The following is a 25,372-nucleotide window of genomic DNA, read 5'->3' on the forward strand; positions in this document are numbered from 1 at the left end:
CCTTCGGTCTTGCGTTTCCGACTCTATCAGATCTTTTCTCGATCCGATTTCCTCGGTGCTTTCCAGGTTCCCGCTCTCGCGTTTCCCTTTCCGGCGGTTCCGACTCTATCAGATCCTTTCGGGCCTGACTCCCAGTCAGAGGGGGTTGTCCTCGCGACCCTTGGGCCGTTCCGACGAGTGAGACTTTAGCGGATTCCTTGCTCCCGAGCTAATCGGGGGCTGCGTCCTTTCGAACGCGGATTCCTCATTTCGCAAATACGCATACCGAGCGCGCGAAAAGCAGATGACTGCTCGTCGAGAGTGGTGTGGTACTTGCGGAGTGGCTGTCCGGGGACCGACCGGGGTCGGCGCTCACGTCGGACAACCCGGAGAACAGTACGGAGCGGGGTGAGGTGTGTCAACTCTGGGGCGGAGACACCCTTGCGGCGTATCGTGGGCGCCGTGACTACGCGTACGTGCACCCAGCAGTGGTGGGCCGCCTGACGGCGGCCGTACTCACGTATGCACTCAACGGCCGCCGCTCTCGGCGGCCGTAGTCGTATCTCCCTCCGGGAGGGGCGGTCGTCGGTGGAGGCGGCGGCTCCGAGCAGGAGGTGGAGAGATGAAGCGGGTCTTCAGCGGGGTCAAGCCGACCGGGCATCTGACGCTGGGGAACTATCTGGGGGCCATGCGGCGGTGGGTCGCGGTGGACCAGCACCAGGCGGACGCGCTGTTCAGCGTCGTGGATCTGCACGCGCTGACCGTGGAGCACGATCCGGCGCGGGTGCGCCGGCTCAGCCGGCAGGCGGCGACGCTGTTGCTGGCGGTCGGGCTGGACCCCGAGCGGTGCACCGTCTTCGTGCAGAGTCATGTCGACGAGCACGCGCGGCTGTCGTACCTGCTGGAGTGCGTGGCGACCGACGGTGAGATGCGGCGGATGATCCAGTACAAGGAGAAGGCCGCGCGGCAGCGGGAGCGCGGCGGGAGTGTGCGGCTGTCGCTGCTGACCTATCCGGTGCTGATGGCGGCGGACATCCTGGCGTACGGGACCGACGAGGTGCCGGTCGGGGAGGACCAGGCGCAGCACGTGGAGCTGGCCCGGGATGTGGCGGTGCGGTTCAACCAGCGGTACGGGCACACGTTCGTGGTGCCTCGGGTGACGTCGCCGGGCGTGGCGGCGCGGGTGATGAATCTGCAGGAGCCGACATCGAAGATGGGGAAGAGCGACGACGTCGGGCCGGGGATCGTCTATCTGCTGGACGAGCCGGACGTGGTGCGGAAGAAGATCATGCGCGCCGTGACCGACAGCGGGCAGGACGTCGTCTACGACCGGGAGGAGCGGCCGGGGGTCGCGAATCTGCTGGAGATCCTTGCCGCGTGTACGGGTGGGAACCCGGAGGCGCTGAGCGGTGTATATGAGTCGTACGGCGCCTTGAAGAAGGACACCGCTGAGGCTGTGGTCGACGTTCTGAGGCCCGTGCAGGAGAGGCACGCGGAGCTGTGTGCGGATCCCGGCTATGTGGAGGGGGTGCTGCGGGATGGTGCGGACAGGGCGCGGGCGATGGCCCGGCCGACCGTGGATGCCGCTTATCGCGCGATCGGGTTGCTGCCGGCCCCTTCTGATACGGGGGTCGGGGCGGGGGCCGCGCTGAACGCGGCGCGGTAGGCGCGCGGGCTGGTGGCGAGGCGCGATGCGAAGTGCTGGCGCATCGTGACCTCGCTGCCGAAGCCGGCGCGGCGGGCGACCTCGGGCATGGGGAGGTCGGTGCGTTCGAGGAGCTTCTGTGCGGCGGCGATGCGCTGGTCGAGGAGCCACCGCAGGGGCGTGGTGCCCGTCTCCGCGGTGAAGTGGCGGGCGAAGCCGCGCGGGGACATGCCCGCCTGGGCGGCGAGGTCGGCGACCGTGAGCGGTTCGTGCAGGTGCCGCAGGGCGTGTTCGCGTACGGCGGCGAGGGTGTCGGCGTCGCGGTCCGTGCGGGGAGTGGGGTGCTCGATGAACTGTGCCTGGCTTCCGGTGCGGAAGGGGGCGGTGACCATGGAACGGGCGATGGTGGCGGCGGTCTCGGCGCCGTGGGCGCGGCGGACGAGGTGGAGGCAGAGGTCGATGCCGGCGGCGGTGCCGGCCGCGGTCCAGATGTTGCCGTCCTCGATGAACAGGGCGTCGGGGACGACGGTGACCTGGGGGTGCCTCGTGCGGAGGAGGTCGACGAGGCTCCAGTGCGTGATGGCGCGGCGGCCGTCGAGGAGGCCGGCCTGGGCGAGGACGAAGGCGCCCGCGCACAGGGCGGCGATGGTGGTGCCGCGGGCGTGGGCGCGGCGGAGGGCGTCGAGGACGGGGACGGGTGCGGGGATGAGCTGGTCGTCGAGGCCGGGAATGAGGATGAGGTCGGCCTGGCGGAGCCAGGCGAGGGTGCGGTCGGGGTGGAGGGAGAGACCGCCGTGGACGGGGATGGGTGTGGGGTCGGTGGCGACGCGGCGCAGGTCGAAGGCGGGGGTGCCGCGGTCGGTGCGGTCGGTGCCCCAGACCTCGGTGATGACGGAGACGTCGAAGGCGCGGATGCCGGGGAAGGCGACGAGGGCCACGCGGTACATGCGTGGCAGTAAACCATCGATCGATGGCTTTCTCACCTCTGGGGCGGGCTGCTCGGTGGCGGGATGCTCTGGGACATGGAGATCGCGAAGAACGCAGCGCTGGTGGTCGTCGATGTGCAGAAAGGCTTCGAGGAGTCCGGGTTCTGGGGTCCGCGGAACAATCCGGGAGCGGACGAGAACATCGCGTCGCTCATCGACACCTGGCAGATGACGGGCCGGCCGGTCGTCCTCGTCCGGCATGACTCGGTGAGTCCGCGCTCGCCGCTGCGGCCGGGCCAGGTGGGCAACGACTTCAAGGACTACGTGGAGGAGCGGCGTGGGAAGGGGGCGGGGCGGGAGCTGCTGGTGACCAAGTCGGTGAACTCGGCGTTCTACGGCACGCCGGATCTGGGCGCCTGGCTGGGGGCGGAGGGGATCTCGCAGATCGTGCTGGCCGGCATCCAGACCAACCTGTGCGTCGAGACGACGGCGCGGATGGGCGGGAACCTGGGGTACGACGTGGTGGTGGCGTACGACGCGACGCACACCTTCGGTCTGGCCGGGCCGTTCGGATGGCGCAAGAGTGCGGACGAGCTGGGGCAGGCGTCGGCGGTGTCGCTGCACGGGGACGGGTTCGCTCGGGTGGTGCTCACGACGGAGGTCGTGGACGCGGCGAAGTGACCGCCCCCGGCGGGCGGGGTCAGCTGTTGTTGCCGGAGGCGAGTTCGCGGCTGCGGTCGCGGGCGGCTTCGAGGGCGGCGATGAGGGCGGCCCGGACGCCGTGGTTCTCCAGCTCGCGGATGGCGTTGATGGTGGTGCCGGCGGGGGAGGTGACGTTCTCGCGGAGCTTGACCGGGTGTTCGCCGCTGTCGCGGAGCATGGTCGCGGCGCCGATCGCGGACTGGACGATCAGGTCGTGGGCCTTGTCGCGGGGCAGGCCGAGGAGGATGCCGGCGTCGGTCATGGCTTCGACCAGATAGAAGAAGTAGGCCGGGCCGGAGCCGGAGAGGGCGGTGCAGGCGTCCTGCTGGGACTCGGGGACGCGGAGCGTCTTGCCGACGGCGCCGAAGATCTCCTCGGTGTGGGCGAGGTGGTCGGCGGTGGCGTGGCTGCCGGCGGAGATGACGGACATGGCCTCGTCGACGAGGGCGGGGGTGTTCGTCATGACGCGGACGACCGGGGTGCCGGCGGAGAGGCGGCCCTCGAGGAAGGAGGTGGTGATGCCCGCGGCGCCGCTGATGACCAGGCGGTCGGCGGGGACGTGGGGGGCGAGTTCGTCGAGGAGGGTGCCCATGTCCTGCGGCTTGACCGTGAGGATCAGGGTGTCGGCGGTCTTGGCGGCTTCCGGGTTGGTGACCGGGGTGACTCCGTAGCGGCTGCGGAGTTCCTCGGCTCGTTCCGGGCGGCGGGCGGTGACCAGGAGGTCGGCGGGGCTCCAGCCGGCGCGGATCATTCCGCTGAGCAGGGCTTCGCCGATCTTGCCGGTGCCGAGGACTGCGACTTTCTGCGTCATGGCCATGTGCCCTCCGAGGTGTGCGTCGTCCGGGATCATCCTCGCACCCGGGTGCGGGGTGCGGGCGGGGTGTCCGGTGGGCGGACGGCTCGCGGCGGGAAGGCGGAAGGGCTCCGGTGGCGCCGGGTCAGGTCGTGCGGCGTCGCAGGGTCGCGGCGCCGAGGGTGAGGACGAGGAGGGCGCAGCCGGCGACGATCAGGGCATCGCGGACGAAGCCGGCGGTCATGTCGGTGTGCTGGAGGACTTCGTTCATGCCGTCGACGGCGTAGGACATGGGCAGCACGTCGGAGATGGCTTCGAGGACGGGGTGCATGTTGTCCCTCGGGGTGAACAGACCGCACAGGAGGAGCTGGGGGAAGATCACGGCGGGCATGAACTGGACGGCCTGGAACTCGGAGGCCGCGAAGGCGGAGACGAACAGGCCGAGGGCCGTGCCGAGCAGGGCGTCGAGGAGCGCGACGAGCAGGAGCAGCCAGGGGGAGCCGGTGACGTCGAGGCCGAGGACCCACAGGGCGAGCGCTGTGGCGAGGGCGGACTGGATGATCGCCAGGGTGCCGAAGGCGAGGGCGTAGCCGGCGATGAGGTCGCCTTTGCCGAGGGGCATGGCGAGGAGGCGTTCGAGGGTGCCCGAGGTGCGTTCGCGCAGGGTGGCGATCGAGGTCACCAGGAACATGGTGATCAGCGGGAAGATCCCGAGGAGCGAGGCGCCGATGCTGTCGAAGGTGCGCGGGCTGCCGTCGAAGACGTAGCGCAGCAGGAACAGCATCACGCACGGGATCAGGATCATCATCGCGATGGTGCGCGGGTCGTGGCCGAGCTGGCGCAGGACGCGGGCGGCGGTGGCGGTGGTGCGGGAGAGGTTGAGGGCGCTGGTGGGGCCGGGCCGGAGGGCCGGGGCCGTGGTGGTGCTCATCGGGTGGTCTCCTTCGCGTGGCCCGCGGCCTGGTCGACCAGGTGGAGGAAGGCCGCTTCGACGGTGTCGGCGCCGGTGCGGGCGCGCAGGGCGTCGGGGGTGTCGTCGGCGAGGATCTCGCCCTCGCGCATGAGGAGCAGGCGGTGGCAGCGTTCGGCCTCGTCCATGACGTGGGAGGAGACCAGGAGGGTGGCGCCGCGGGTGGCCGCGATGTCGTGGAAGAGGTTCCAGAGGTCGCGGCGGAGTACGGGGTCGAGGCCGACGGTGGGTTCGTCGAGGACGAGGAGTTCGGGGGCGCCGAGCAGGGCGACCGCGAGGGAGACGCGGTTGCGCTGGCCGCCGGAGAGGTTGCCGGCGAGAGCGTCGGCGTGGCTGGTGAGGTCGACGTCGGCGATGGCGCGGGTGACGTCGTGGTGGCGGCGTTCGGCGAGGGCGCGGCCGGGGGCGAGGATCGCGGCGAAGTAGGCGAGGTTCTGGCGGACGGTCAGGTCGTCGTAGACGGAGGGGGCTTGGGTGACGTAGCCGATGCGGGTGCGCAGGGCGGGGTGGCCGGCGGGGCGGCCGAGAACGTCGAGGGTGCCGGTGACCTTGGCCTGGGTGCCCACGATCGCGCGCATGAGGGTCGACTTGCCGCAGCCGGAGGGGCCGAGGAGGCCGGTGATCCGGCCGCGGGGGACGGTGAAGCGGAGGTCGCGCAGGACGGTGCGGGGGCCACGGACGACGGTGAGGCCGTCGGCGTGGACGGCGTGGTCGCCCGGGGGTGGGGGTGCGGTGCCTTCGGGAGGCCCGGCCATATTATTCATCATGCGATGAATAATCCTCCCGGAGGCTTGGCCCGTCAAGAGACGGTGGTGGTGACCAGAAGTTCCACGTCGTAGACCTCCTCGACGACGCCCTCGGGGAAGCGGCGCAGGAGGTGGTCCCGTTCCTCCGCGAGGAAGGCGGCGCTGCGTTCCGGGCCGTGGACCAGGAAGACCGAGTGGCTGCCGAGGTTGGCGAGATGGGTGTCGAGCGGGACGCGGCGGCTCCAGCGGACGAGCTCGCGGACGCAGTGCGGGGTGCGTCCGTCGGCCGCGGCCGCGCCGAGCGCGGCGGTGAAGGCCGGCAGGGCGCTGGTGCGGGCGCTGCCGCGGGTGCCCCAGACGGCGACCACCGCGTCCCCGTAGTGCTGTCGGACGCGGTCCGTCTGCTCGGCGATCCAGGGGACGTCCTGGGCGTCGAGGTTCCACCACAGCGCGAGCGCGCCGCCCGGTCGCAGGACGCGCAACGCCTCCGGCAGGGCGCGGGCGGGGTCGGTCCAGTGCCAGGCCTGGGCGTAGGTGACGAAGTCGGCGCAGGAGTCGGCGAGCGGGAGGGAGTTGCCGTCGCCCCGGACGAGCGGGATGCCGGGGTGGGCGCGGCGGAACTCGGCCGCCATGCCCTCACCGGGCTCGACGGCGACGATCTCGGCGCCGCGGCGGTGCAGGAGCGCCGTCGCCATGCCGGTCCCCGCGCCGATGTCGGCGACCCGGGCGCCGGCGAAGGGGCGGCCGGCGATCTCCTCGATGGCGGCGAAGAGGGCGGGTGGATAGGAGGGGCGGTTCGCGGCGTACTGGGCCGCGATGGTGTTGAAGGAGTGGGCCCGGGCGGTGAGGGAGGGGCCGGTGGTGGAGTCGGAGGGGCCGGTGGTGGAGTCGGAGGGGCCGGGGAGTGGGTGTCCTGGAGTCGGCATACGGCCATGGTGGCCAAGGAAGAGAGCGCGGACGGGCGGTTCGGGGTAAGTCCGGGAGGGTGGAGCGGGTCAGGCGCGGCGGCCCTTCCTGGACGGGTTGCCGGTGCGGCGGGCGGTGCGCTTCTCGTACTGCTCGCGGGCGGTCTCGTACTCCGCGCGGTGCAGCTTCTCGCCGGGTGCCTCGGTGAGGGAGCGGAAGAAGTAGGCGAGGAGGGAGCCGACGAAGCCGATGGCCAGCAGGCCACGCAGGGACGCCTGGCGGTCGGGGTCGGGCCGCTTGCCGAAGCTGTCCCAGGTGTGCCGGAAGGCGAGCGCGCTGCACACGGCGAACGTCACGACCATGAGCAGCGACACCAGGTTGCCGGTGTTCGCGAGCGCCAGGCCCTCGTAGGCGAAGCGCAGCACGAGGCAGGAGACGACGACCGCGGCGAACGAGCCCGTGACGGCGGCGACGCGGCGCAGCGCGTAACCCTGGTCGCGGTGCAGCCAGGTCGTGCCGAAGAAGCGGATCGGCTCGGGGCGCGGGCCTGCGGCGGGCATGGCGCCCGGGGCGGCCGTGGCCCCCGGAGCGGCCGTGGTGCCTGCGGTCGGCGTGGTGGTGGCGGGCCGGGAGCCCGCGGGGGCCGTCGCCGGGTTGCCGGATTCGTCGCTCACGCGTCGATTATGGCTGCCGTGTCCCGACGGCCCGGGTGCGGGCTCCCAGGGTGTCGGAGACGTCAGAGACAGCGCGAGGCGACGTAGCCGTCGGTGCCGGTGTTCACGTACGCGTCGGAGACGTACTCACCCTGGCTGATGTTGTCCCAGATCTTCGACGTGCCGTAGGGGCCGGTGATCGTCTCGCCGGGCCGCTGGCAGTAGATCGCCACGCGGGCTCCCTCGGGCAGCACGCGGATGACCGGGTAGTTGGTGCCCGGACCGCTGCGCACGTTCAGCCGGACGCCCGGGGCGACCGCGTAGTAGCGCACGGCCGTCGTCGTGACGGCCTCGGTGACGCCGCCGGTCCCTTCCACTTCCACGTTCTCCACAGCCATGGAAAGCCTCCCCCGTTGACCCATGGCTCAGGACGGCCATGGGATCGCGTTGATTCCCCCGAAGCGCGTCTCGAAACACATGTCCGCAACTCGCACACGGAGGCTAGCAAGCCGCCTCGGTCTCGTACGAGTCATCGACTAGGCTCCGTGCGTCGCGCGCGCGGACGTAGAGCACGGGGGTGGTCCATGGCGCCACAGCGCAACATCGGAGCGGGCGCGGAAGCGGAACTTCCGGAGTACGCCGGTCACTACCGTCTGGAGTCCTGCCTCGGCGCCGGCGGCATGGGCGTCGTCCACCTGGCGCGCAGCCCCTCCGGGATGAAGCTCGCGGTGAAGGTCGTCCACGCGGAGTTCGCCAGGGATCCGGAGTTCAGGGGGCGGTTCCGGCAGGAGGTGGCGGCGGCCCGGCGGGTCAGCGGCGCGTTCACCGCACCCGTCGTCGACGCCGATCCGGAGGCCGGACGGCCCTGGATGGCGACGCTGTTCATCCCCGGCCCCACCCTGGCCGAGGAAGTGAAGCGGAACGGGCCCATGGCCACGGCCCAGTTGCGCCGGCTGATGGCGGGGCTGGCCGAGGCGCTGCGGGACATCCACCGGGTGGGCGTGGTGCACCGGGATCTCAAGCCGAGCAACGTGCTGCTCGCCGAGGACGGGCCGAAGGTCATCGACTTCGGCATCTCCCGGCCGAAGGACAGCGAACTGCGCACCGAGACCGGCAAGTTGATCGGCACGCCGCCCTTCATGGCGCCGGAGCAGTTCCGGCGTCCGAGGGAGGTGGGGCCCGCCGCGGACATCTTCGCGCTGGGCTCGGTCATGGTGCACGCGGCGACGGGGCGCGGGCCGTTCGACTCGGACAGTCCGTATGTCGTGGCCTACCAGGTCGTGCATGACGAGCCCGATCTGACCGGCGTACCGGAAGGGCTCGCTCCGCTGGTGCTGCGCTGTCTGGCGAAGGAGCCGGAGGAGCGGCCCACGCCGGACGAGTTGATGCGGGAGCTGCGATCGGTCGCGGCCTCGTACGACACGCAGGCGTTCATACCGGCGCAGCGGGCGGTCGAGGAGGGCGCGGGGTCCGGGACTACGGAGGCGGGAGGCGCGGAGGCGGCGGGCGCGGCGACCGGAGCTGCCGGCGCCGGGGGCGCCGAGAAGGGGGACGGCGGAACCGGGCTGGCGGGCTCCGAACTGCCGCGCGGCGAAGGCCTCGTCCCGGCCTCCGGTGCGCCGGGAGACAGGCCCCGGCTTCGCAACCGGGTGAGCGGTGCCGGCCGCGGCGCGGGCGCGGAGGCGCGGTCCGGACGGCGCCGTCTCGCGCTCGCCGCGCTCGGCGCCGTTCTCGTCGTCGGCGGTGCGCTCGCGTCGGTGCGGGTGTTCGACGGGGCGCCGGAGGACAGCCCGCCCCGGACGGCCGCCGCGGGTTTCAGCGCGTGGGCGGCGCCACCCGCCACGCGGGGCGGGGCCGCGCCGCAGTGCGCCTACGGCGCGGGGCTGCTGCTCTGCTCCCGGCCCGGGCGGATCTTCGCCCTCGACCCGTCCGACGGCACGCGCGCGTGGACGCGGTCCGCCGCCACCGGACCGACGAGCGGACCGCCCGTCGTCTCGGGCGGCCTGGTGCAGCCCGACCCGGAGGGCGGCCGGCGGCTCGTGGCACTCGACCCCGCCACGGGCGCGGAAGCCTGGCACCGGGACCTGCCGCCGCAGTCCGCGACGCGGCACGCCGGGGGCGTGCTGCTGCTCACCCGCGCCGACGGAACCGTCACCGGGGTGGACGGCGCGACCGGCGGGACCCGGTGGAGCGAGCGGATCACGGGGCACACCGTGCCGTCCTTCACCGCCTTCCCCGGCGACCCGCTGGCCTATGCGGCCGGTCCGTCCGACGACGGCTCGGGCACCCGCGTCAGCGCGGTGGATCCGGCGACCGGCGAGGTCCGCTGGACGGCCGTGCTGGAGGGCGCGTTGAAGCCGGTCGGCACTGCGGCGCAGGCAGAGGCAGAGGCCAACACGGACGTGACCACGGACGCCGACGCGGACGCGGCAGCCGACTCCGCGTCCCGGGCCGTGTACTTCGCCGCCGTCGACCCCGGTTACGGCGACACGGACGCCGTCGTCCGGTACGACCCGGGGTCCCGCACGGCCGACCGGGTGGCGCTGCCCGTGCCGCGGCAGGACGCGCAGGCCGCCGTGCACGGCGATGTGGTGTACGTGCTGGGGGCGGGCGGCTCGCTGGAGGCCTTCGACCTGGCGCGCGGGACGCGGCTGTGGCATCTGGAGACGTCCGTGAGCCGGGGCTCGGCGCCGGTCTCCGACGGCCGCCGGGTGTACTTCAGCGCCGCCGACGGCCGGCTGATCGCCGTGGACGCCCGGTCCGGGAACATGGCCGGGCAGACGCCCGCGCGGCTGGGCGCGGGCTCGGACAAGGTGGCCGGTGAAGTACCCGCGCCGGTGCTGGTGGGCACGCGCGTGTACGCCGCCGCGCCGGACGGCACGGTCTTCGGGGTGGACGGGCGTGACCCGGGCGCCTGGTGAAACCCCTGAGGCCCGCGCCGTCCTCGCCCGTGTACGACCGAGCGGCCGTCTCCCGCGGGGGACGGCCGCTCGTCGTACGAGGGGGTCAGCCCAGCTTGGTGACGTCGCGGACCGCGCCCTTGTCGGCGCTGGTGGCCATCGCGGCGTACGCGCGCAGGGCGGCCGAGACCTTGCGCTCGCGGTTCCTCGGGGCGTAGGCCCCGTTCAGAGCCTGCTCGCGGCGGGCCAGTTCGGCGTCGTCGACCAGCAGCTCGATCGTGCGGTTCGGGATGTCGATGCGGATGCGGTCGCCGTCCTCGACGAGCGCGATGGTGCCGCCGGACGCCGCCTCCGGGGAGGCGTGGCCGATGGACAGGCCCGAGGTGCCGCCGGAGAACCGGCCGTCGGTGATCAGCGCGCAGGTCTTGCCGAGGCCGCGGCCCTTGAGGAAGGACGTCGGGTACAGCATTTCCTGCATGCCGGGGCCGCCCTTGGGGCCCTCGTAGCGGATGACGACCACGTCCCCGTCGGTGATCTGCTTGTTCAGGATCTTCTCGACGGCCTCCTCCTGCGACTCGCAGACCACCGCCGGGCCCTCGAAGGTCCAGATCGACTCGTCGACGCCGGCCGTCTTCACCACACAGCCGTCTGCGGCGAGGTTGCCCTTGAGGACCGCGAGGCCGCCGTCCTGGGAGTAGGCGTGCTCGGCGGAGCGGATGCAGCCGTTCTCGGCGTCGGTGTCCAGGGCCTCCCAGCGCTCCGACTGGGAGAAGGCCTCGGCGGAGCGGACGCAGCCGGGGGCGGCGTGCCACAGCTCGACGGCCTCGGGAGACGGGGAGCCGCCGCGCACGTCCCAGGTCTTCAGCCAGTCGGACAGGGACGGGCTGTGCACGGCGTGCACGTCCTCGTTGAGCAGGCCCGCGCGGTGCAGTTCGCCGAGGAGGGCGGGGATGCCACCCGCGCGGTGCACGTCCTCCATGTAGTACGTGCGGTCCTTGGCGACGTTGGGCGCGACCTTCGCCAGGCACGGGACCCGGCGGGACACCGCGTCGATCTCCGTCAGGCCGAACGGGACGCCGGCCTCCTGGGCGGCGGCCAGCAGGTGCAGGATCGTGTTGGTGGAGCCGCCCATCGCGATGTCCAGGGCCATCGCGTTCTCGAAGGCGGCGAAGGTGGCGACGTTGCGGGGCAGGACCGAGTCGTCGTCCTGCTCGTAGTAGCGGCGGGTGATGTCCATGACCGTGCGGGCGGCGTTCTCGTAGAGCGCGCGGCGGGCGGTGTGGGTGGCCAGGACGGAACCGTTGCCGGGGAGGGAGAGGCCGATGGCCTCGGTCAGGCAGTTCATCGAGTTGGCGGTGAACATGCCGGAACAGGATCCGCAGGTCGGACAGGCGTTCTCCTCGATGCGGAGGATGTCCTCGTCCGAGATCTTGTCGTTCACGGCGTCGGAGATCGCGTCGACCAGGTCGAGGGTGCGGACCGTGCCGTCGACCAGGGTGGCGCGGCCGGACTCCATGGGGCCGCCGGAGACGAAGACGGCGGGGATGTTGAGGCGCAGGGCGGCCATCAGCATGCCCGGAGTGATCTTGTCGCAGTTGGAGATGCAGACCAGGGCGTCGGCGCAGTGCGCCTCCACCATGTACTCCACGCTGTCCGCGATCAGGTCGCGGGAGGGCAGGCTGTAGAGCATGCCGCCGTGGCCCATCGCGATGCCGTCGTCGACGGCGATCGTGTTGAACTCGCGCGGGATGCCGCCCGCCTCCCGGATCGCCTCGCTGACGATCCGGCCGACCGGCTGGAGGTGCGTGTGGCCGGGCACGAACTCGGTGAAGCTGTTGGCGACCGCGATGATGGGCTTCCGGCCGATGTCCGCACCCGGTACACCGGAGGCGCGCATCAGGGCGCGGGCGCCCGCCATGTTGCGGCCGTGGGTGACTGTGCGGGACCTCAGCTCGGGCATCGTCGCTCGCTCCTTCGAGGCCTCGGCCAGAGAAGTCTGGATGAGGCAGAGAGTTCTGGATACGTCGAGCGTACGCCGGGGGTACGACAGCCCGGGCGGAGTGTCCGGAATGCGGGACGGATGTCTCAGGGATCACCGCGGTCGCACGGAGGGGCGCGCCGGGTCAGGGGTGGGTCAGGTGCCGCTGCACCACGGGTGCCACCCGCGCGACGATCACTTCGATGTCGGCAGACGCCAGCGGCTCCAGCTTGATCACATAGCGCATCATGGCGACGCCGACCAGCTGCGCGGCGGCCAGCTCGGCCCGCAGCTCGGCGTCCGGCAGGCCCAGCCGGCCCGCGACCCGGCGCATCAGCTGGCTGGTGACCAGCCGGCGGAAGACGGCGGCGGCCACCTCGTTGGTGACGGCGGACCGCAGCACCGCGAGCAGCGGCGTCCGGGTCACCGGGTTCTCCCAGACCCCGAACAGGAACCGCGCGAACCGCTCGCCGATCTCGTCGGCCGGGCCCTCGAAGATCACGTCCGGTGCGCTGAGGGCGGGCGCGAAGACCGTCTCCACGGCCGCCTGGAAGAGCTGTTCCTTCGTGCCGAAGTAGTGGTGCACCAGCGCCGAGTCCACGCCGGCCGCCTTGGCGATGCCCCGTACGGACGTCTTCTCGTAGCCGTGCTCGGAGAACTCCTCGCGGGCCGCCGCCAGAATGCGGTCCCGGGTCTCGCCCGCCGCACCGGACTCCGTACGGCGCGGGCGGCCCCGGCGGCGGGCGGTGGCGTCGGTCATCGCCGGGGCACCCGCGCCGCGGAGGCCAGGTGGAGGCGGGTGAAGGCCAGCGCCTCCGCCAGGTCGGCCTCACGTTCGGCGCTGGACATGGCGCGGCGGGTGTTGACCTCGATGACGACATGGCCGTCGAACCCGGTCTGGGCGAGGCGTTCCAGCACCTCCGCGCAGGGCTGGGTGCCGCGGCCGGGCACCAGGTGCTCGTCCTTGGCGGAGCCGTTGCCGTCGGCGAGGTGGATGTGGCCGAGACGGTCGCCCATGCGGTCGATCATCTGGAGGGCGTCGGTGCGGGCGGTGGCGGTGTGGCTGAGGTCGATCGTGAAGTGCCGGTAGTCGTCCTTGGTGACGTCCCAGTCGGGGGCGTACGCCAGCATCTCGCGGTCGCGGTAGCGCCAGGGGTACATGTTCTCGACGGCGAACCGGACATCCGTCTCGTTCGCCATCCGCCAGATTCCGGCGACGAAGGCACGGGCGTAGTGGCGCTGCCAGCGGAACGGCGGGTGCACGACGACCGTGCTCGCGCCGAGCTTCTCGGCCGCCGCGCGGGCGCGCTGGAGCTTGACCCAGGGGTCGGTGGACCAGACGCGCTGGGTGATCAGCAGGCAGGGGGCGTGGACGGCGAGGATCGGCACGTGGTGGTAGTCGCTGAGCCGGCGCAGTGCCTCGATGTCCTGACTGACCGGGTCGTTCCACACCATGACCTCGACCCCGTCGTACCCGAGGCGCGCGGCGATCTCGAAGGCCGTCGCCGTCGTCTCCGGATAGACGGAAGCCGTCGACAGAGCGACCTTCGCATCCGGGATGCGCACCACTGGTTCTGCCACGAAGGACAGGGTACGGGGCGCCGCTTGGCGCCGGGCGGCGAGCCGCCGTTCGCCGCCCACGGGGGCACGGCAATCGGCCACCCGCGCGTGGGGGCGGTTTTCGGCGGGGCGGGGGCCGGCGGGGGCTCGCCGGCCGGCGACCCGGCGACGGGGAGGGGGAGGCCGCATGCGGGCGACATGCGGGCGATATGCAGGCGATATAGAGGCGTATGGACGGTTACGGGGGTGTGAGGAGCGGGGTCGCACGCCCGGCGTGGGAGTGGTGGAGGGGCGCCTGGGGTGGGGGCGTGAGAGGTGTGGTGGGGGCGCGGGTGGTGGGGTGCGGGGTGGCGTACTTCACGTGCGCCGGGCGCGGCACTGGGCGCCCGGCGGGGCAGGCACGGCACTGGCCACGCGGGTGCCCTGGTCGACGGGGCGGGTCGGGCACCGCGCAGCACCCCGGGCGCTTCCCCCTGCCGAAGCCGGTAGGCGCGGGCGGGCACCGCGCGGGCGGCACCCCATGGCGGCAGCCCGTCGCACGCGGCAGGCAGCCGCGGCAGACGGCACCGAGCGCGCCCGGGCAGCCCCGGCGCAGGCGCGCCGCGCGGACCGGCGGCCCCTCCGCTCACGCACACGCGCACGCACCCTGCCGCAGGGGCACCGCCGCCCGCACCGAGCCCCCGCGCCCGCGCCCGCGCCCGCCGCGCCGTCTCACTCCCCCGGCATGTGGTCCAGCCGGCGCAGGATGACGCCCTCGCGGAGGGCCCAGGGGCAGATTTCCAGGGCTTCCACGCCGAACAGGTCCATCGCGCCCTCGGCGACCAGGGCGCCCGCGAGGAGCTGGCCCGCGCGACCCTCGGAGACACCGGGGAGTTCGGCGCGCTCGTCCACGGTCATGGCGGCGAGGCGGGGGACCCAGGACTCGAGGGAGGCCCGCTTCAGCTCGCGCTGGACGTAGAGGCCCTCGGCGGAGCGGGCGGCGCCGGCGATGCGGGCGAGCTGCTTGAAGGTCTTGGAGGTGGCGACGACGTGGTCGGGGGCGCCGAAGCGGCGGAACTCCCCGACCGTACGGGCGATCTGCGCGCGGACGTGGCGGCGCAGCGCCCGGACGTCGTCGGGGGCGGGCGGGTCGCCGGGGAGCCAGGCGGCGGTGAGGCGGCCGGCGCCGAGCGGGAGGGAGACGGCCGCGTCGGGTTCCTCGTCGATGCCGTAGGCGATCTCCAGGGAGCCGCCGCCGATGTCCAGGACGAGCAGTTTCCCGGCCGACCAGCCGTACCAGCGGCGGGCGGCGAGGAAGGTCAGCCGGGCCTCCTCGGCCCCGGTGAGGACCTGGAGGTCGACGCCGGTCTCGGCCTTCACGCGCGCGAGGACCTCGTCGGCGTTGCCGGCCTCGCGCACGGCGGAGGTGGCGAACGGCAGCAGTTCCTCGACGCCCTTGTCCTCGGCGGCCTGGAGCGCGTCGCGGACGACGGCGATGAGCTTGTCGATCCCTTCGGGGCCGATGGCCCCGTCCTCGTCGAGGAGCTGGGCGAGGCGGAGCTCCACCTTGTGCGAATGCGCGGGCAGCGGGCGCGCGCCCGGGTGCGCATCCACCACCAGCAGATGCACCGTGTTCGATCCCACGTCGAGGACTCCGAGTCTCATGTACGGCACGCTACTGCCCGCCGCGCCGTCAGCCGCCCCCCGGAACCGTGCCCGATCCGGTCCGGGAGGTCCCGCAGGCCGTCCCGGGCGACTTACCCTGGTCCCGTGCCAAAGACGAAAAAGACGAAGAGCGAAAAGGCCGCGAAGAAGGCCAAGAAGGACAAGACGGTCCTGGGTTCTTCGTCGGCGAAAGCAGCCGAGGACGCCCTGACGACGTCGCGGCAGGACCCGGCGGCCGACGAGAAGGGGCTCGACTTCGCGCGCGCGTGGGTGGAGTTTCCCGATCCGGCGGACGACGAGCAGGTCTTCCGGTGCGATCTGACGTGGCTGACCTCTCGCTGGACCTGCATCTTCGGGAGCGGCTGCCAGGGCATCCAGGCGGGCCGCGCGGACGACGGCTGCTGCACGCTGGGCGCGCACTTCTCCGACGAGGACGACGAGAAGCGGGTCGCCGAGCATGTGGCGAGGCTCACGCCGGAGATCTGGCAGCACCACGACGTCGGCAGGGAGAGCGGCTGGATCTCCGAGGACGACGAGGGTTCCCGGCAGACCCGCCCGTATCAGGGCTCGTGCATCTTCCAGAACCGGCCCGGCTTCGCTGGCGGCGCGGGCTGCTCGCTGCACATCCTGGCGCTGAGGGAGGGCCGCGAGCCGCTGGAGACCAAGCCGGACGTCTGCTGGCAGCTGCCGGTGCGCCGGACCTACGACTGGATCGACCGGCCCGACGACACCCGGGTGCTCCAGGTGTCGATCGGCGAGTACGACCGCCGGGGCTGGGGCCCGGGCGGCCACGACCTGCACTGGTGGTGCACGTCGGCGACCTCGGCGCACGGCGCGGGAGAGCCGGTGTACGTCTCGTACCGCGCGGAGCTGACCGAGCTGATGGGGAAGGCGGGCTACGACCGGCTGGCCGAGCTGTGCGAGCAGCGGCTGGCCTCGCAGCTGCCGCTGGTCGCGCCGCATCCCGCGGACCCGGTGGTGTGACACCGGCCGCGTTCGGGACGTGACGCCCGCTCAGGACGTACCGGGACTCGGGTCGCCGCCGTCGCCCGGCGGCGGGGTCGAGCTGCCGGGACCGGGCGGGGAGGACGCGCTGGGCGTGGGTTCCGGGTCGGGTGACGGGGGCGGGCTGCTGGACGGGGGCGCCGTGGGCGCGGTGGCCGTCGGCCTCGGGTCCGGGGTGGACGGCGGCGGCTCGGACGGCGGGCTCGGCAGGGGGGCCGGGCCGGGGTCGGCCGGGGTGGGCGCGGTGCCGTAGCCCGCGATGGAGACGACGGCGCCGGCGGGCGAGATCGCGACCCGCGCGGTCCAGTACCCGGACGGCTCGCGCAGGTGGTCGACGTACACCTTCAGCGTGGTCGACTCGCCGGGCCGCAGGGTGCCCGAGGACTGGCTGAAGTAGAGCCAGGGGGCGGCGGTGGACGCGGACCAGCGGACCGGGGAGCGGCCGGAGGCGGTGAGGGTGACGAGGGTGGTGTCGCCGATGTGGCCGGCGGTGACCTCCAGCCGCCCGGCGCCCTTCGTGCCGGCTCCGGTGACGCTGACGACCTCGACGGAGACATCGGGCCGGTCGCTCCGCGAGGGATGTCCGCCGGGCTTGGCGCTGGCGTTGCCGGCGTTCTCGTAACCGCTGCCCCCCTCGCCGCCGAAGCCCCCGGCGATGTCGTCGCGGCTGGTGGCGGTTCCGCCGCCGGCCCCTGCCTCGCCGGCGCCGGGGGCGCCCCGGTAGGCGGACCACAGCGCGATCACGGGGGCGGCGATGACGGTGGCGACCACGGTCGTGGTGACGGCCCGCGCGCGGAGGCGGTCCCGGCGTGCGGCGCGGTCCTTGGGGTCCATGGGGAAGCCGCGCCGGTCGAAGCGGGGTGCGGCGGCTCCCCGCGCGCGCGTGTGGTGGGCCATGGCCATGCGCAGGGCCGCGCGGGGCGCCGCCAGGACGGGCAGCTCGGCGGGGGTGAGAGTGGCGCCGGGCCAGCGGCCGGGGACCGCGCGCTGCGCACCGCGGCGGCAGCGCGGGCAGTCGTCGACGTGCCGGACCAGCTCGCGGCGCAGGGCGGGGCTGAGCACGAGCTGGTGGTCGCCGGTGAGCCGGGCGACGCCCGGGCAGGTGCCGCTCTCGACGACGGCGAGCGCCGCGCGGGTCCGCTCGACCTCGCAGGCGGCGGCGGCCAGCAGCTCGCGGGCTGCGGCGAGTTCCAGGCCGAGTACGGCGGCGACCTCGTGGGCGGCCAGGTGATGGCGTACGGCGAGTTCCAGCGCCTCGCGCTGTTCCGGGGTGGTGCCGGCCGCCTCGGGCCAGGCGAGCAGGGCGAGTTCGCGCCGGCGCTCCTCCTGGACTTCCTCCGAGACCGGCGGCACGGCGGGCGGCGCGGGCCGCTGCCGGGCGGGGTTGTGGCGGCCCGCCGCGTGGGTGGCCTGACGTTTCTGCTTGGCCTCGGCCAGCTTGCGCAGACAGGCCCAGCGGGCCAGCGCGTACAGCCAGGCGCGGCGCTCCCCGGCCGCTTCGGGGGCGCGCTGGCCGCGCCGCTCGGCGACGGCCAGCACCTCGCCGAGGGCGGCGGTGGCGCTGTCGTGGTCGCACAGGACGGAGAGGCAGTAGGTGAACAGTCCGTCGAGGTACGGCTCGTAGCGCGCGGGGGGCCGGTGCGCCAGCGTGCGCGCCGCAGCGCGGTCGCGCGCCTCGCGGTGCGCCCGGTGTGCACCGGTCGTGCGGGTCGAAGTCTCCGGGCTGCTGCTCATCACCCGGTGACCGTAGGGCGCCGGGGAAGGACCCTTCCGCCCCCTTGAGCACTTTTAATCCGTACGGGTGAAACGATCCCTCATAAGGGGACAGGAGCCCATCATTCCGTGGCTGATTCCGAGGGGTGCGGGCCGATTCGGGGCGGGTGGCACGGGGGCGCGGCCCGGACGTGACCGGTGGCTCGGCCGGGCGGCCCCGGCCCCGCGGCGGCCGTGTTGTCAGTGCGGCCGGTTACGGTTTCGTCCATGGCTGCCCGTACGAAGACCACCAAGGACCGCCCGTCCTACCGCTGCACCGAGTGCGGCTGGCAGACGGCGAAGTGGCTCGGCCGCTGCCCCGAGTGCCAGGCCTGGGGGACGGTCGAGGAGTACGGCGCGCCCGCGGTCCGTACGACGACGCCGGGCCGCGTCACCACCTCCGCCCTGCCCATCGGCCAGGTCGACGGCCGCCAGGCCACCGCCCGCACCACCGGCGTGCCCGAGCTGGACCGGGTGCTCGGCGGCGGTCTGGTGCCCGGCGCGGTCGTGCTGCTCGCGGGCGAGCCCGGGGTCGGCAAGTCGACGCTGCTGCTGGACGTGGCGGCCAAGTCGGCGAGCGAGGAGCACCGGACCCTCTATGTCACGGGCGAGGAGTCGGCGAGCCAGGTCCGGCTGCGCGCCGACCGCATCGGCGCCCTCGACGACCACCTGTATCTGGCCGCGGAGACCGATCTGTCCGCCGTCCTCGGCCACCTGGACGCGGTGCGGCCCTCGCTGCTGATCCTGGACTCGGTACAGACGGTGGCGTCCCCGGAGATCGACGGCGCCCCGGGGGGCATGGCCCAGGTCCGCGAGGTGGCCGGCGCCCTGATCCGGGCCTCGAAGGAGCGCGGCATGTCCACCCTCCTGGTGGGCCATGTCACCAAGGACGGCGCGATCGCCGGCCCGCGTCTGCTGGAACACCTGGTGGACGTCGTCCTGCACTTCGAGGGCGACCGGCACGCCCGTCTGCGGCTCGTGCGCGGCGTCAAGAACCGGTACGGCGCCACGGACGAGGTCGGCTGCTTCGAACTGCACGACGAGGGCATCGTGGGCCTCGCCGACCCGAGCGGACTTTTCCTGACACGACGTGCCGAACCGGTCCCCGGCACCTGTCTGACCGTCACCCTGGAGGGCCGCCGCCCCCTGGTCGCCGAGGTACAGGCGCTCACCGTCGACTCCCAGATCCCCTCCCCGCGCCGCACCACCTCCGGCCTGGAGACCTCCCGGGTCTCGATGATGCTGGCCGTCCTGGAACAGCGCGGCCGGATCAGCGCCCTGGGCAAAAGGGACATCTACTCCGCGACGGTCGGCGGCGTGAAGCTCTCCGAGCCGGCCGCCGACCTCGCGGTCGCGCTCGCCCTGGCCTCCGCGGCGAGCGACACCCCGCTGCCCAAGAACCTCGTCGCGATCGGCGAGGTGGGCCTCGCCGGCGAGGTCAGACGGGTCACCGGGGTCCAGCGCCGGCTGGCCGAGGCGCACCGCCTGGGCTTCACGCACGCGCTGGTACCGGGCGACCCGGGGAAGGTCCCGGCCGGTATGAAGGTCCTGGAAGTCGCCGACATAGGAGACGCCCTGAGGGTCCTCCCCCGCTCCCGTCGCCGAGACGCCCCCCGGGAGGCGGAGGACCGCCGGTAGACTTTGCCCTGGTCTCGCCCGTCCGTACGAACCGAGTGCGCGTTGCGGGAGCGCCCCAGAACCTGCGACCGGAGGAGTGCAGTGGCAGCCAACGACCGGGCGGCAGCTCCCGGAAAGTCCGGTGGGAGTTCCGGTGCCGATGGCCTGATGCGCGCCTCACTGAGCGCCGTGGCACCCGGCACGGCCCTGCGCGACGGCCTCGAGCGGGTGCTGCGCGGCAACACCGGCGGCCTCATCGTGCTCGGCTCGGACAAGACCGTCGAAGCGATGTGCACGGGCGGATTCGTCCTGGACGTCGAATTCACCGCGACCCGGCTGCGCGAGCTGTGCAAGCTGGACGGCGGCATCGTGCTCTCCTCCGACCTGTCGAAGATCCTGCGGGCGGGTGTGCAGTTCGTGCCCGACGCCACGATCCCGACCGAGGAGACCGGCACCCGGCACCGCACCGCGGACCGGGTCAGCAAGCAGGTCGGCTTCCCCGTGGTCTCCGTCTCCCAGTCGATGCGGCTGATCGCGCTCTACGTCGACGGCCAGCGCCGGGTCCTGGAGGACTCGGCGGCGATCCTCTCCCGCGCCAACCAGGCCCTCGCCACCCTGGAGCGGTACAAGCTCCGCCTCGACGAGGTCGCGGGCACCCTGTCGGCGCTGGAGATCGAGGACCTGGTGACGGTCCGGGACGTCTCCGCGGTCGCCCAGCGGCTGGAGATGGTGCGCCGGATCGCCACCGAGATCGCCGAGTACGTGGTGGAGCTGGGCACCGACGGCCGCCTTCTCGCGCTCCAGCTGGACGAGTTGATCGCCGGTGTGGAGCCCGAGCGGGAGCTGGTCGTACGGGACTATGTGCCCGAGCCGACCGCCAAGCGTTCCCGCACCGTCGACGAGGCGCTGTACGAGCTGGACGCGCTGACCCACGCCGAGCTGCTGGAAATGCCCACGGTGGCGCGCGCGTTGGGGTACACCGGGTCGCCCGAGACCCTGGACTCCGCGGTGTCGCCGCGCGGCTTCCGGCTGCTGGCCAAGGTGCCGAGGCTGCCCGGCGCGATCATCGACCGGCTGGTGGAGCACTTCGGCGGGCTCCAGAAGCTGCTCGCCGCGAGCGTGGACGACCTGCAGACCGTGGACGGTGTGGGCGAGGCCCGGGCGCGCAGCGTGCGCGAGGGGCTGTCGCGGCTGGCGGAGAGCTCGATCCTGGAGCGGTATGTCTGAGCGGTACGGCTGAGCGGTGCGTCGGAGCCGCTCAGCCGAGCGGCAGCCGAAGGGGGCCGCACCCGGCGGGGTGCGGCCCCCTTCGGCGTCTCGCTCAGTCCGCGTCGAGCACGAACGACGTCTGCGCCTTCGCGAAGCTGGCGGCCTTGGCCTCCAGCAGATACGTCCCGGGCTTGGCCGACCCGGCCGGAGGCGTCGCGCACTCCGGGGCGCTCGGCTCCCGGTCCCACTCGACGGTGTAGGTGATGCCGCTCTTGGCCGGAACCCGGTAGAGCAGGTGGGCGGCGCCCTCGGGGCAGTCCGCGGACGACCAGTAGGCGTCGTCGCCGTCGGCCTGAGTGATCGTCAGCACCGCGCCGCGCGGTCCGAGATCGATCTTGCAGTCGCTTCCGGAGGTGTTCCTCGCGGTGATCCGGAACGCGGGCGTCTGGTCCGGCGAGTAGGAGTTGCGCACACTGCGCACGCTCAAGGTGACGGCGCCCGGTGCGCAGTCGGGGAGTGCGGAGCCCGCGGGCAGCGCGTCGCCCGCGCCGACCCCGTCGGCCACCCCGCCGGCGCCGGACCCGCCCGGCTTGTCGTCCGTACCGTCCGCGCCGCCGGAGTCACCGGCGTCCGTACCGTCGCCCGATCCCGCACCGGACCCGTCACCGGAGCCGTCCCCGGAGCCGCCGGAGTCTCCCGATCCGCCGGAGTCGCCGCTGCCCGACTCGTCGCGCCCGCCCGGGTGTTCGCTGATCGCCGGTCCGGAACCGGACGGTCCGGCGGTGATCGTGGGCAGGGGGTTCTTGCCGTTGGAACCACCGGCGTCGTTGTCGCCGCCGCCGTCGCCCGACGTGACGGTCCAGGTGATCAGCAACGCCAACAGGGCGACCACGGACAGCAGGACGGCCCTCCGTCGCCAGTAGATGGAGGAGGGAAGCGGCCCGACCGGATTGCGCAGAGATCCCACGGCGCAAACTGTACGAGAGATCAGTCCGTTCGCCGGTCCCACCCGCCGCCCTGGGTAACAACTTTTCCGGATCATCATCACGGAATCCGCCATTCCGCCACGGCGGCTCCCTCTTCACGCGCTCGCGTTCGCGCCCTTGACCCTTTGGCCACGACTCATCGGGCACCCCTGGGCGCATCCGACGGCGCGGTCCCGGGGCATCGGGCGGCACGCTCCGCGCACATCGGACGGCACGCTCCGCCACGCCGGGAACCCCTCCGCCGCCCCTCGGCGTGGCAGGATCGGAAGCGTCATGACTGCTCCCACGAAGCCCCTCCCCGGCACCCCCGCCCCCGGCCACGCCGACCCCACCACCGGCGAGCACCTGCACGCCCCTGTCATCGCCTGGTTCGACGAGCACGCGCGCGACCTGCCCTGGCGACGCCCGGAGGCCGGGCCGTGGGGCGTGATGGTCAGCGAGTTCATGCTCCAGCAGACGCCGGTCAGCCGCGTCCTGCCCGTCTACGAGCAGTGGCTGGCGCGCTGGCCGCGCCCCGCCGACCTCGCCGAGGAGCCGCCCGGCGAAGCGGTCCGCGCCTGGGGCCGGCTCGGCTATCCGCGCCGCGCCCTGCGGCTGCACGGCGCGGCGGTCGCCATAACGGAACGGCACGGCGGCGACGTACCGGCCGACCACGCGCAACTGCTGGCGCTGCCCGGCATCGGCGAGTACACGGCCGCCGCGGTCGCCTCCTTCGCGTACGGGCAGCGCCATCCGGTGCTGGACACCAATGTGCGCCGGGTCTTCGCGCGCGCGGTGACCGGGGTGCGGTATCCGCCGAACGCCACCACCGCCGCCGAGCGCCGGCTGGCCCGCGCGCTGCTGCCCGAGGACGAGCGGACCGCCGCCCGCTGGGCGGCCGCCTCGATGGAGCTGGGCGCGCTGGTGTGCACCGCCAAGAACGAGACCTGCCGGCGCTGTCCGATCGCCGCCCGGTGCGCCTGGCGGCTCGCGGGCAAGCCGGAGCACGACGGTCCGCCGCGCCGCGGCCAGACGTACGCCGGGACCGACCGGCAGGTCCGCGGCAAGCTGCTCGCCGTGCTGCGCGAGGCGCACGCGCCGGTCCCGCAGGCCGCGTTGGACCGGGTGTGGCACGAGCCGGTGCAGCGCGCCCGGGCGCTGGACGGGCTGGTCGCCGACGGCCTGGTCGAACCGCTGCCCGGCGGGATGTACCGGCTGCCGCTGGGCTGACGGATGTGACGGTGCGGCCGTCTCCGGCGTCGCGGCCCCCGCCTCCCACTCGCCGCAAATCACCCACACCTGCTCGAAGACGCCCGCCCTTTTACCCCGTTCCTCCTTTCGTTACACAACCGACGGACAGCCGATTGACAGTCGCGGGCTGCTTCGCACAGCCCCGTGACAACGCCTCCGTAGCTTCATTGCCGTACCCGACAGCGGGACTGAGCACGGGACAACGGGGAAAAGACGGAGGCGGTTGATCATGGCGCAGGGCGAGGTGCTCGAGTTCGAGGAGTACGTCCGCACCCGGCAGGACGCGTTGCTGCGCAGCGCCCGGCGCCTGGTACCGGACCCGGTCGACGCGCAGGATCTGCTCCAGACGGCGCTCGCGCGGACGTACGGCCGCTGGGACGGCATCGCGGACAAGCGGCTGGCGGACGCCTATCTGCGCCGGGTCATGATCAACACGCGGACCGAGTGGTGGCGGGCGCGGAAGCTGGAGGAGGTGCCGACCGAGCAGCTGCCGGACGCCTCGGTCGACGACTCCACCGAACAGCACGCGGACCGCGCCCTGCTGATGGACGTCATGAAGGTGCTGGCCCCGAAGCAGCGCAGCGTGGTCGTACTGCGACACTGGGAGCAGATGTCCACGGAGGAGACGGCCGCGGCCCTCGGCATGTCGGCGGGAACGGTCAAGAGCACGCTGCACCGGGCGCTCGCCCGGCTCCGCGAGGAGCTGGAGGCCCGCGATCTGGACGCACGCGCGCTGGAGCGTGAGGAGCGGGAGCGGTGCGCGGCCTGACCGGCACGGGAACGGCTGGGACAGACCCTGGCGATCAAGGCGTCCGGGCGGCGGGCAGGGCGATGGTCTTAGTCGCCGCCCTCGTCCTGTGTCTGGCCGCCTGCGGCACTGGCGGCACCGGCGCGCGGGACGAGGGGCCGGCGCACATCGGCACGGTGGCGGGTGCGGGGGCGGCGCCCTCCGACCAGCCGTCCGCGTCCGTCACGCCGAACCGGATGGACGCGCTCCGGCTGGTGCGCAGCGACCCGCGGGTCTCCCCGGCGGTCAAGCGCGAGCTGAAGCCCTGCGTCCCCGACGACTACCCGGTCGACGTGTCGTACGGCGACCTGACCGGCGGGACCGTGGACGATCTCGTGGTCAACGTGCTGACCTGCGGTGACGCGGTCGGGGTCGGGTCGTATGTGTACCACCGGGTCGACGGCCGGTACGAGAATGTCTTCGGGGCCGAGGAGTCCCCGGTGTACGCGGAGATCGACCGCGGCGATCTGGTGGTGACCAGGCAGGTGTACGAGAAGGGCGACCCCGTCTCCAACCCCTCCGGCGAGGTGGTGATCACCTACCGCTGGACCGGGAACCGCTTCGCCGAGGAGTACCGCATGCACAACGAGTACGGCAACGCCGTCGGGGAGGCCCCCGCCCCGGCACCCGAGAGCAACTGACGCCCAGAGCCACTGACCAGCACCGACGGAGCATCCGGATGGCAGACCAGACCCACGTCCTGTTCGTCGAGGACGACGACGTCATCCGCGAGGCCACCCAGCTCGCCCTGGAGCGGGACGGCTTCGCGGTCACCGCCATGCCCGACGGGCTGTCGGGCCTGGAGGCGTTCCGCGCGAACCGGCCCGACATCGCCCTGCTGGACGTCATGGTGCCGGGGCTGGACGGGGTCAGCCTGTGCCGCCGGATCCGCGACGAGTCGACCGTGCCGGTGATCATGCTGTCCGCGCGGGCCGACGCCATCGATGTCGTCCTGGGCCTGGAGGCGGGTGCCGACGACTATGTGACCAAGCCGTTCGACGGTGCGGTGCTGGTGGCCCGGATACGCGCGGTCCTGCGCCGCTTCGGCCACGCCGGTGGCGGCGACCGGGCCGACGAGTCCGGTGCCGCGGCGTCCGGCGGGATGCTGACCTTCGGCGATCTGGAGATCGACACCGAGGGCATGGAGGTGCGCCGGGCCGGACAGCCGGTGGCGCTGACGCCGACCGAGATGCGGCTGCTGCTGGAGTTCTCCGCCGCGCCGGGCACCGTGCTCTCCCGCGACAAGCTGCTGGAGCGGGTCTGGGACTACGGCTGGGGCGGGGACACCCGGGTCGTCGACGTCCATGTGCAGCGGCTGCGGCAGAAGATCGGCCAGGACCGGATCGAGACGGTCCGCGGCTTCGGTTACAAGCTGAAGGCCTGA

The 25,372-nt window shown here is 73.1% G+C and carries 23 protein-coding genes; 10 read left to right on the forward strand and 13 right to left on the reverse strand.

The genetic code is table 11. The features are described from left to right. Positions 1-601: 601 nt before the first annotated feature. The gene (gene trpS / locus VE614_RS00005) at positions 602-1,645 is read left to right on the forward strand and encodes a tryptophan--tRNA ligase (RefSeq protein WP_324929782.1); all 1,044 of its coding nucleotides are present in this window, start codon (positions 602-604) and stop codon (positions 1,643-1,645) included. On the opposite strand, the gene VE614_RS00010 is transcribed toward trpS, so the two are convergent. Beyond that, on the reverse strand, positions 1,567-2,571 hold the full coding sequence (locus tag VE614_RS00010) for a GlxA family transcriptional regulator (RefSeq protein WP_324929785.1): 1,005 nt from the start codon (positions 2,569-2,571) through the stop codon (positions 1,567-1,569). The two genes, trpS and VE614_RS00010, sit on opposite strands and share 79 nt — an antisense overlap. Positions 2,572-2,646: 75 nt before the next feature. Between VE614_RS00010 and VE614_RS00015 the strand changes: the two genes are divergently transcribed. Further along, positions 2,647-3,231, forward strand: coding sequence for a cysteine hydrolase family protein (locus tag VE614_RS00015; RefSeq protein WP_324929788.1), 585 nt, complete (start codon positions 2,647-2,649; stop codon positions 3,229-3,231). Positions 3,232-3,250: 19 nt separating this feature from the next. Here VE614_RS00015 and proC read toward each other — a convergent pair whose 3' ends face one another. The 6 genes from proC to VE614_RS00045 form a co-directional block, all read right to left on the reverse strand. Continuing rightward, entirely contained in the window at positions 3,251-4,063 is an 813-nt protein-coding gene (gene proC, locus VE614_RS00020) for a pyrroline-5-carboxylate reductase (RefSeq protein ID WP_324929791.1), read from the reverse strand. A 127-nt stretch (positions 4,064-4,190) separates the two neighbouring features. Beyond that, on the reverse strand, positions 4,191-4,976 hold the full coding sequence (locus tag VE614_RS00025) for an ABC transporter permease (RefSeq protein ID WP_324929794.1): 786 nt from the start codon (positions 4,974-4,976) through the stop codon (positions 4,191-4,193). After that, positions 4,973-5,782, reverse strand: a complete 810-nt coding sequence (locus tag VE614_RS00030; protein WP_324929797.1) for an ABC transporter ATP-binding protein — start codon at positions 5,780-5,782, stop codon at positions 4,973-4,975. Before VE614_RS00030 ends, VE614_RS00025 begins: the two co-directional genes overlap by 4 nt. 32 nt (positions 5,783-5,814) lie before the next feature. Then, positions 5,815-6,687: a class I SAM-dependent methyltransferase gene (locus VE614_RS00035; RefSeq protein WP_324929800.1), complete on the reverse strand. Its 873-nt coding sequence runs from the start codon at positions 6,685-6,687 to the stop codon at positions 5,815-5,817. 69 nt (positions 6,688-6,756) lie between these two features. Continuing rightward, entirely contained in the window at positions 6,757-7,341 is a 585-nt protein-coding gene (locus VE614_RS00040) for an EamA/RhaT family transporter (protein WP_414719458.1), read from the reverse strand. Positions 7,342-7,403: 62 nt separating this feature from the next. Beyond that, positions 7,404-7,718, reverse strand: coding sequence for an SH3 domain-containing protein (locus tag VE614_RS00045; RefSeq protein WP_324929803.1), 315 nt, complete (start codon positions 7,716-7,718; stop codon positions 7,404-7,406). A gap of 186 nt (positions 7,719-7,904) precedes the next feature. On the opposite strand from VE614_RS00045, the gene VE614_RS00050 reads away from it, so the two are divergent. Next, complete coding sequence (locus VE614_RS00050) at positions 7,905-10,241, forward strand: serine/threonine-protein kinase (protein WP_324929806.1); 2,337 nt, start codon at positions 7,905-7,907, stop codon at positions 10,239-10,241. Between the two features lie 85 nt (positions 10,242-10,326). Here the strand turns inward: VE614_RS00050 and ilvD are convergent, their stop codons facing one another. The 4 genes from ilvD to VE614_RS00070 all read right to left on the reverse strand — a co-directional run bounded on the left by ilvD (position 10,327) and on the right by VE614_RS00070 (position 15,402). Next, positions 10,327-12,180, reverse strand: coding sequence for a dihydroxy-acid dehydratase (gene ilvD, locus VE614_RS00055; protein WP_324929809.1), 1,854 nt, complete (start codon positions 12,178-12,180; stop codon positions 10,327-10,329). Positions 12,181-12,343: 163 nt separating this feature from the next. Next, positions 12,344-12,958, reverse strand: a complete 615-nt coding sequence (locus tag VE614_RS00060) for a TetR/AcrR family transcriptional regulator (protein WP_324929812.1) — start codon at positions 12,956-12,958, stop codon at positions 12,344-12,346. Then, positions 12,955-13,779: a sugar phosphate isomerase/epimerase gene (locus VE614_RS00065; RefSeq protein ID WP_324929815.1), complete on the reverse strand. Its 825-nt coding sequence runs from the start codon at positions 13,777-13,779 to the stop codon at positions 12,955-12,957. The genes VE614_RS00060 and VE614_RS00065 overlap by 4 nt, the downstream gene beginning before the upstream one ends. Positions 13,780-14,469: 690 nt before the next feature. Continuing rightward, entirely contained in the window at positions 14,470-15,402 is a 933-nt protein-coding gene (locus tag VE614_RS00070; RefSeq protein ID WP_324929818.1) for a Ppx/GppA phosphatase family protein, read from the reverse strand. A gap of 105 nt (positions 15,403-15,507) precedes the next feature. Here VE614_RS00070 and VE614_RS00075 point away from each other — a divergent pair, with 105 nt between their 5' ends. Beyond that, the gene (locus VE614_RS00075) at positions 15,508-16,386 is read left to right on the forward strand and encodes a hypothetical protein (protein WP_324929821.1); all 879 of its coding nucleotides are present in this window, start codon (positions 15,508-15,510) and stop codon (positions 16,384-16,386) included. Between the two features lie 30 nt (positions 16,387-16,416). On the opposite strand, the gene VE614_RS00080 is transcribed toward VE614_RS00075, so the two are convergent. Then, the gene (locus VE614_RS00080) at positions 16,417-18,144 is read right to left on the reverse strand and encodes a BACON domain-containing protein (RefSeq protein ID WP_324929824.1); all 1,728 of its coding nucleotides are present in this window, start codon (positions 18,142-18,144) and stop codon (positions 16,417-16,419) included. A 243-nt stretch (positions 18,145-18,387) separates the two neighbouring features. On the opposite strand from VE614_RS00080, the gene radA reads away from it, so the two are divergent. Further along, positions 18,388-19,797, forward strand: a complete 1,410-nt coding sequence (gene radA, locus VE614_RS00085; RefSeq protein ID WP_324929827.1) for a DNA repair protein RadA — start codon at positions 18,388-18,390, stop codon at positions 19,795-19,797. Positions 19,798-19,878: 81 nt separating this feature from the next. After that, on the forward strand, positions 19,879-21,003 hold the full coding sequence (gene disA / locus VE614_RS00090; protein WP_324929830.1) for a DNA integrity scanning diadenylate cyclase DisA: 1,125 nt from the start codon (positions 19,879-19,881) through the stop codon (positions 21,001-21,003). A gap of 94 nt (positions 21,004-21,097) precedes the next feature. Here disA and VE614_RS00095 read toward each other — a convergent pair whose 3' ends face one another. Beyond that, complete coding sequence (locus VE614_RS00095) at positions 21,098-21,952, reverse strand: hypothetical protein (protein WP_324929833.1); 855 nt, start codon at positions 21,950-21,952, stop codon at positions 21,098-21,100. A 292-nt stretch (positions 21,953-22,244) separates the two neighbouring features. Here VE614_RS00095 and VE614_RS00100 point away from each other — a divergent pair, with 292 nt between their 5' ends. From VE614_RS00100 to cseB, 4 genes are all read left to right on the forward strand, one after another. Next, entirely contained in the window at positions 22,245-23,180 is a 936-nt protein-coding gene (locus VE614_RS00100; protein ID WP_324929836.1) for an A/G-specific adenine glycosylase, read from the forward strand. Between the two features lie 250 nt (positions 23,181-23,430). Beyond that, positions 23,431-23,970, forward strand: coding sequence for a SigE family RNA polymerase sigma factor (locus VE614_RS00105; protein ID WP_043502979.1), 540 nt, complete (start codon positions 23,431-23,433; stop codon positions 23,968-23,970). Further along, on the forward strand, positions 23,958-24,629 hold the full coding sequence (locus VE614_RS00110) for a hypothetical protein (RefSeq protein ID WP_414719459.1): 672 nt from the start codon (positions 23,958-23,960) through the stop codon (positions 24,627-24,629). Before VE614_RS00105 ends, VE614_RS00110 begins: the two co-directional genes overlap by 13 nt. Positions 24,630-24,667: 38 nt before the next feature. Continuing rightward, positions 24,668-25,372 carry a two-component system response regulator CseB gene (gene cseB, locus VE614_RS00115; RefSeq protein WP_324929845.1) on the forward strand — a complete coding sequence of 235 codons (705 nt, stop codon included), beginning with the start codon at positions 24,668-24,670 and terminating at the stop codon, positions 25,370-25,372.

It is taken from the genome of Streptomyces sp. (assembly GCF_035645055.1).
Classification (GTDB): Bacteria; Actinomycetota; Actinomycetes; order Streptomycetales; family Streptomycetaceae; genus Streptomyces.

Bases quoted from the DNA above. Each gene is read 5' to 3' on its own strand.
- trpS (WP_324929782.1), top strand. From the start codon at position 602: ATGAAGCGGGTCTTCAGCGGGGTCAAGCCGACCGGGCATCTGACGCTG.
- VE614_RS00010 (WP_324929785.1), bottom strand. From the start codon at position 2,571: ATGTACCGCGTGGCCCTCGTCGCCTTCCCCGGCATCCGCGCCTTCGAC.
- VE614_RS00015 (WP_324929788.1), top strand. From the start codon at position 2,647: ATGGAGATCGCGAAGAACGCAGCGCTGGTGGTCGTCGATGTGCAGAAA.
- proC (WP_324929791.1), bottom strand. From the start codon at position 4,063: ATGACGCAGAAAGTCGCAGTCCTCGGCACCGGCAAGATCGGCGAAGCC.
- VE614_RS00025 (WP_324929794.1), bottom strand. From the start codon at position 4,976: ATGAGCACCACCACGGCCCCGGCCCTCCGGCCCGGCCCCACCAGCGCC.
- VE614_RS00030 (WP_324929797.1), bottom strand. From the start codon at position 5,782: ATGATGAATAATATGGCCGGGCCTCCCGAAGGCACCGCACCCCCACCC.
- VE614_RS00035 (WP_324929800.1), bottom strand. From the start codon at position 6,687: ATGCCGACTCCAGGACACCCACTCCCCGGCCCCTCCGACTCCACCACC.
- VE614_RS00045 (WP_324929803.1), bottom strand. From the start codon at position 7,718: ATGGCTGTGGAGAACGTGGAAGTGGAAGGGACCGGCGGCGTCACCGAG.
- VE614_RS00050 (WP_324929806.1), top strand. From the start codon at position 7,905: ATGGCGCCACAGCGCAACATCGGAGCGGGCGCGGAAGCGGAACTTCCG.
- ilvD (WP_324929809.1), bottom strand. From the start codon at position 12,180: ATGCCCGAGCTGAGGTCCCGCACAGTCACCCACGGCCGCAACATGGCG.
- VE614_RS00060 (WP_324929812.1), bottom strand. From the start codon at position 12,958: ATGACCGACGCCACCGCCCGCCGCCGGGGCCGCCCGCGCCGTACGGAG.
- VE614_RS00070 (WP_324929818.1), bottom strand. From the start codon at position 15,402: ATGAGACTCGGAGTCCTCGACGTGGGATCGAACACGGTGCATCTGCTG.
- radA (WP_324929827.1), top strand. From the start codon at position 18,388: ATGGCTGCCCGTACGAAGACCACCAAGGACCGCCCGTCCTACCGCTGC.
- VE614_RS00100 (WP_324929836.1), top strand. From the start codon at position 22,245: ATGACTGCTCCCACGAAGCCCCTCCCCGGCACCCCCGCCCCCGGCCAC.
- VE614_RS00105 (WP_043502979.1), top strand. From the start codon at position 23,431: ATGGCGCAGGGCGAGGTGCTCGAGTTCGAGGAGTACGTCCGCACCCGG.
- cseB (WP_324929845.1), top strand. From the start codon at position 24,668: ATGGCAGACCAGACCCACGTCCTGTTCGTCGAGGACGACGACGTCATC.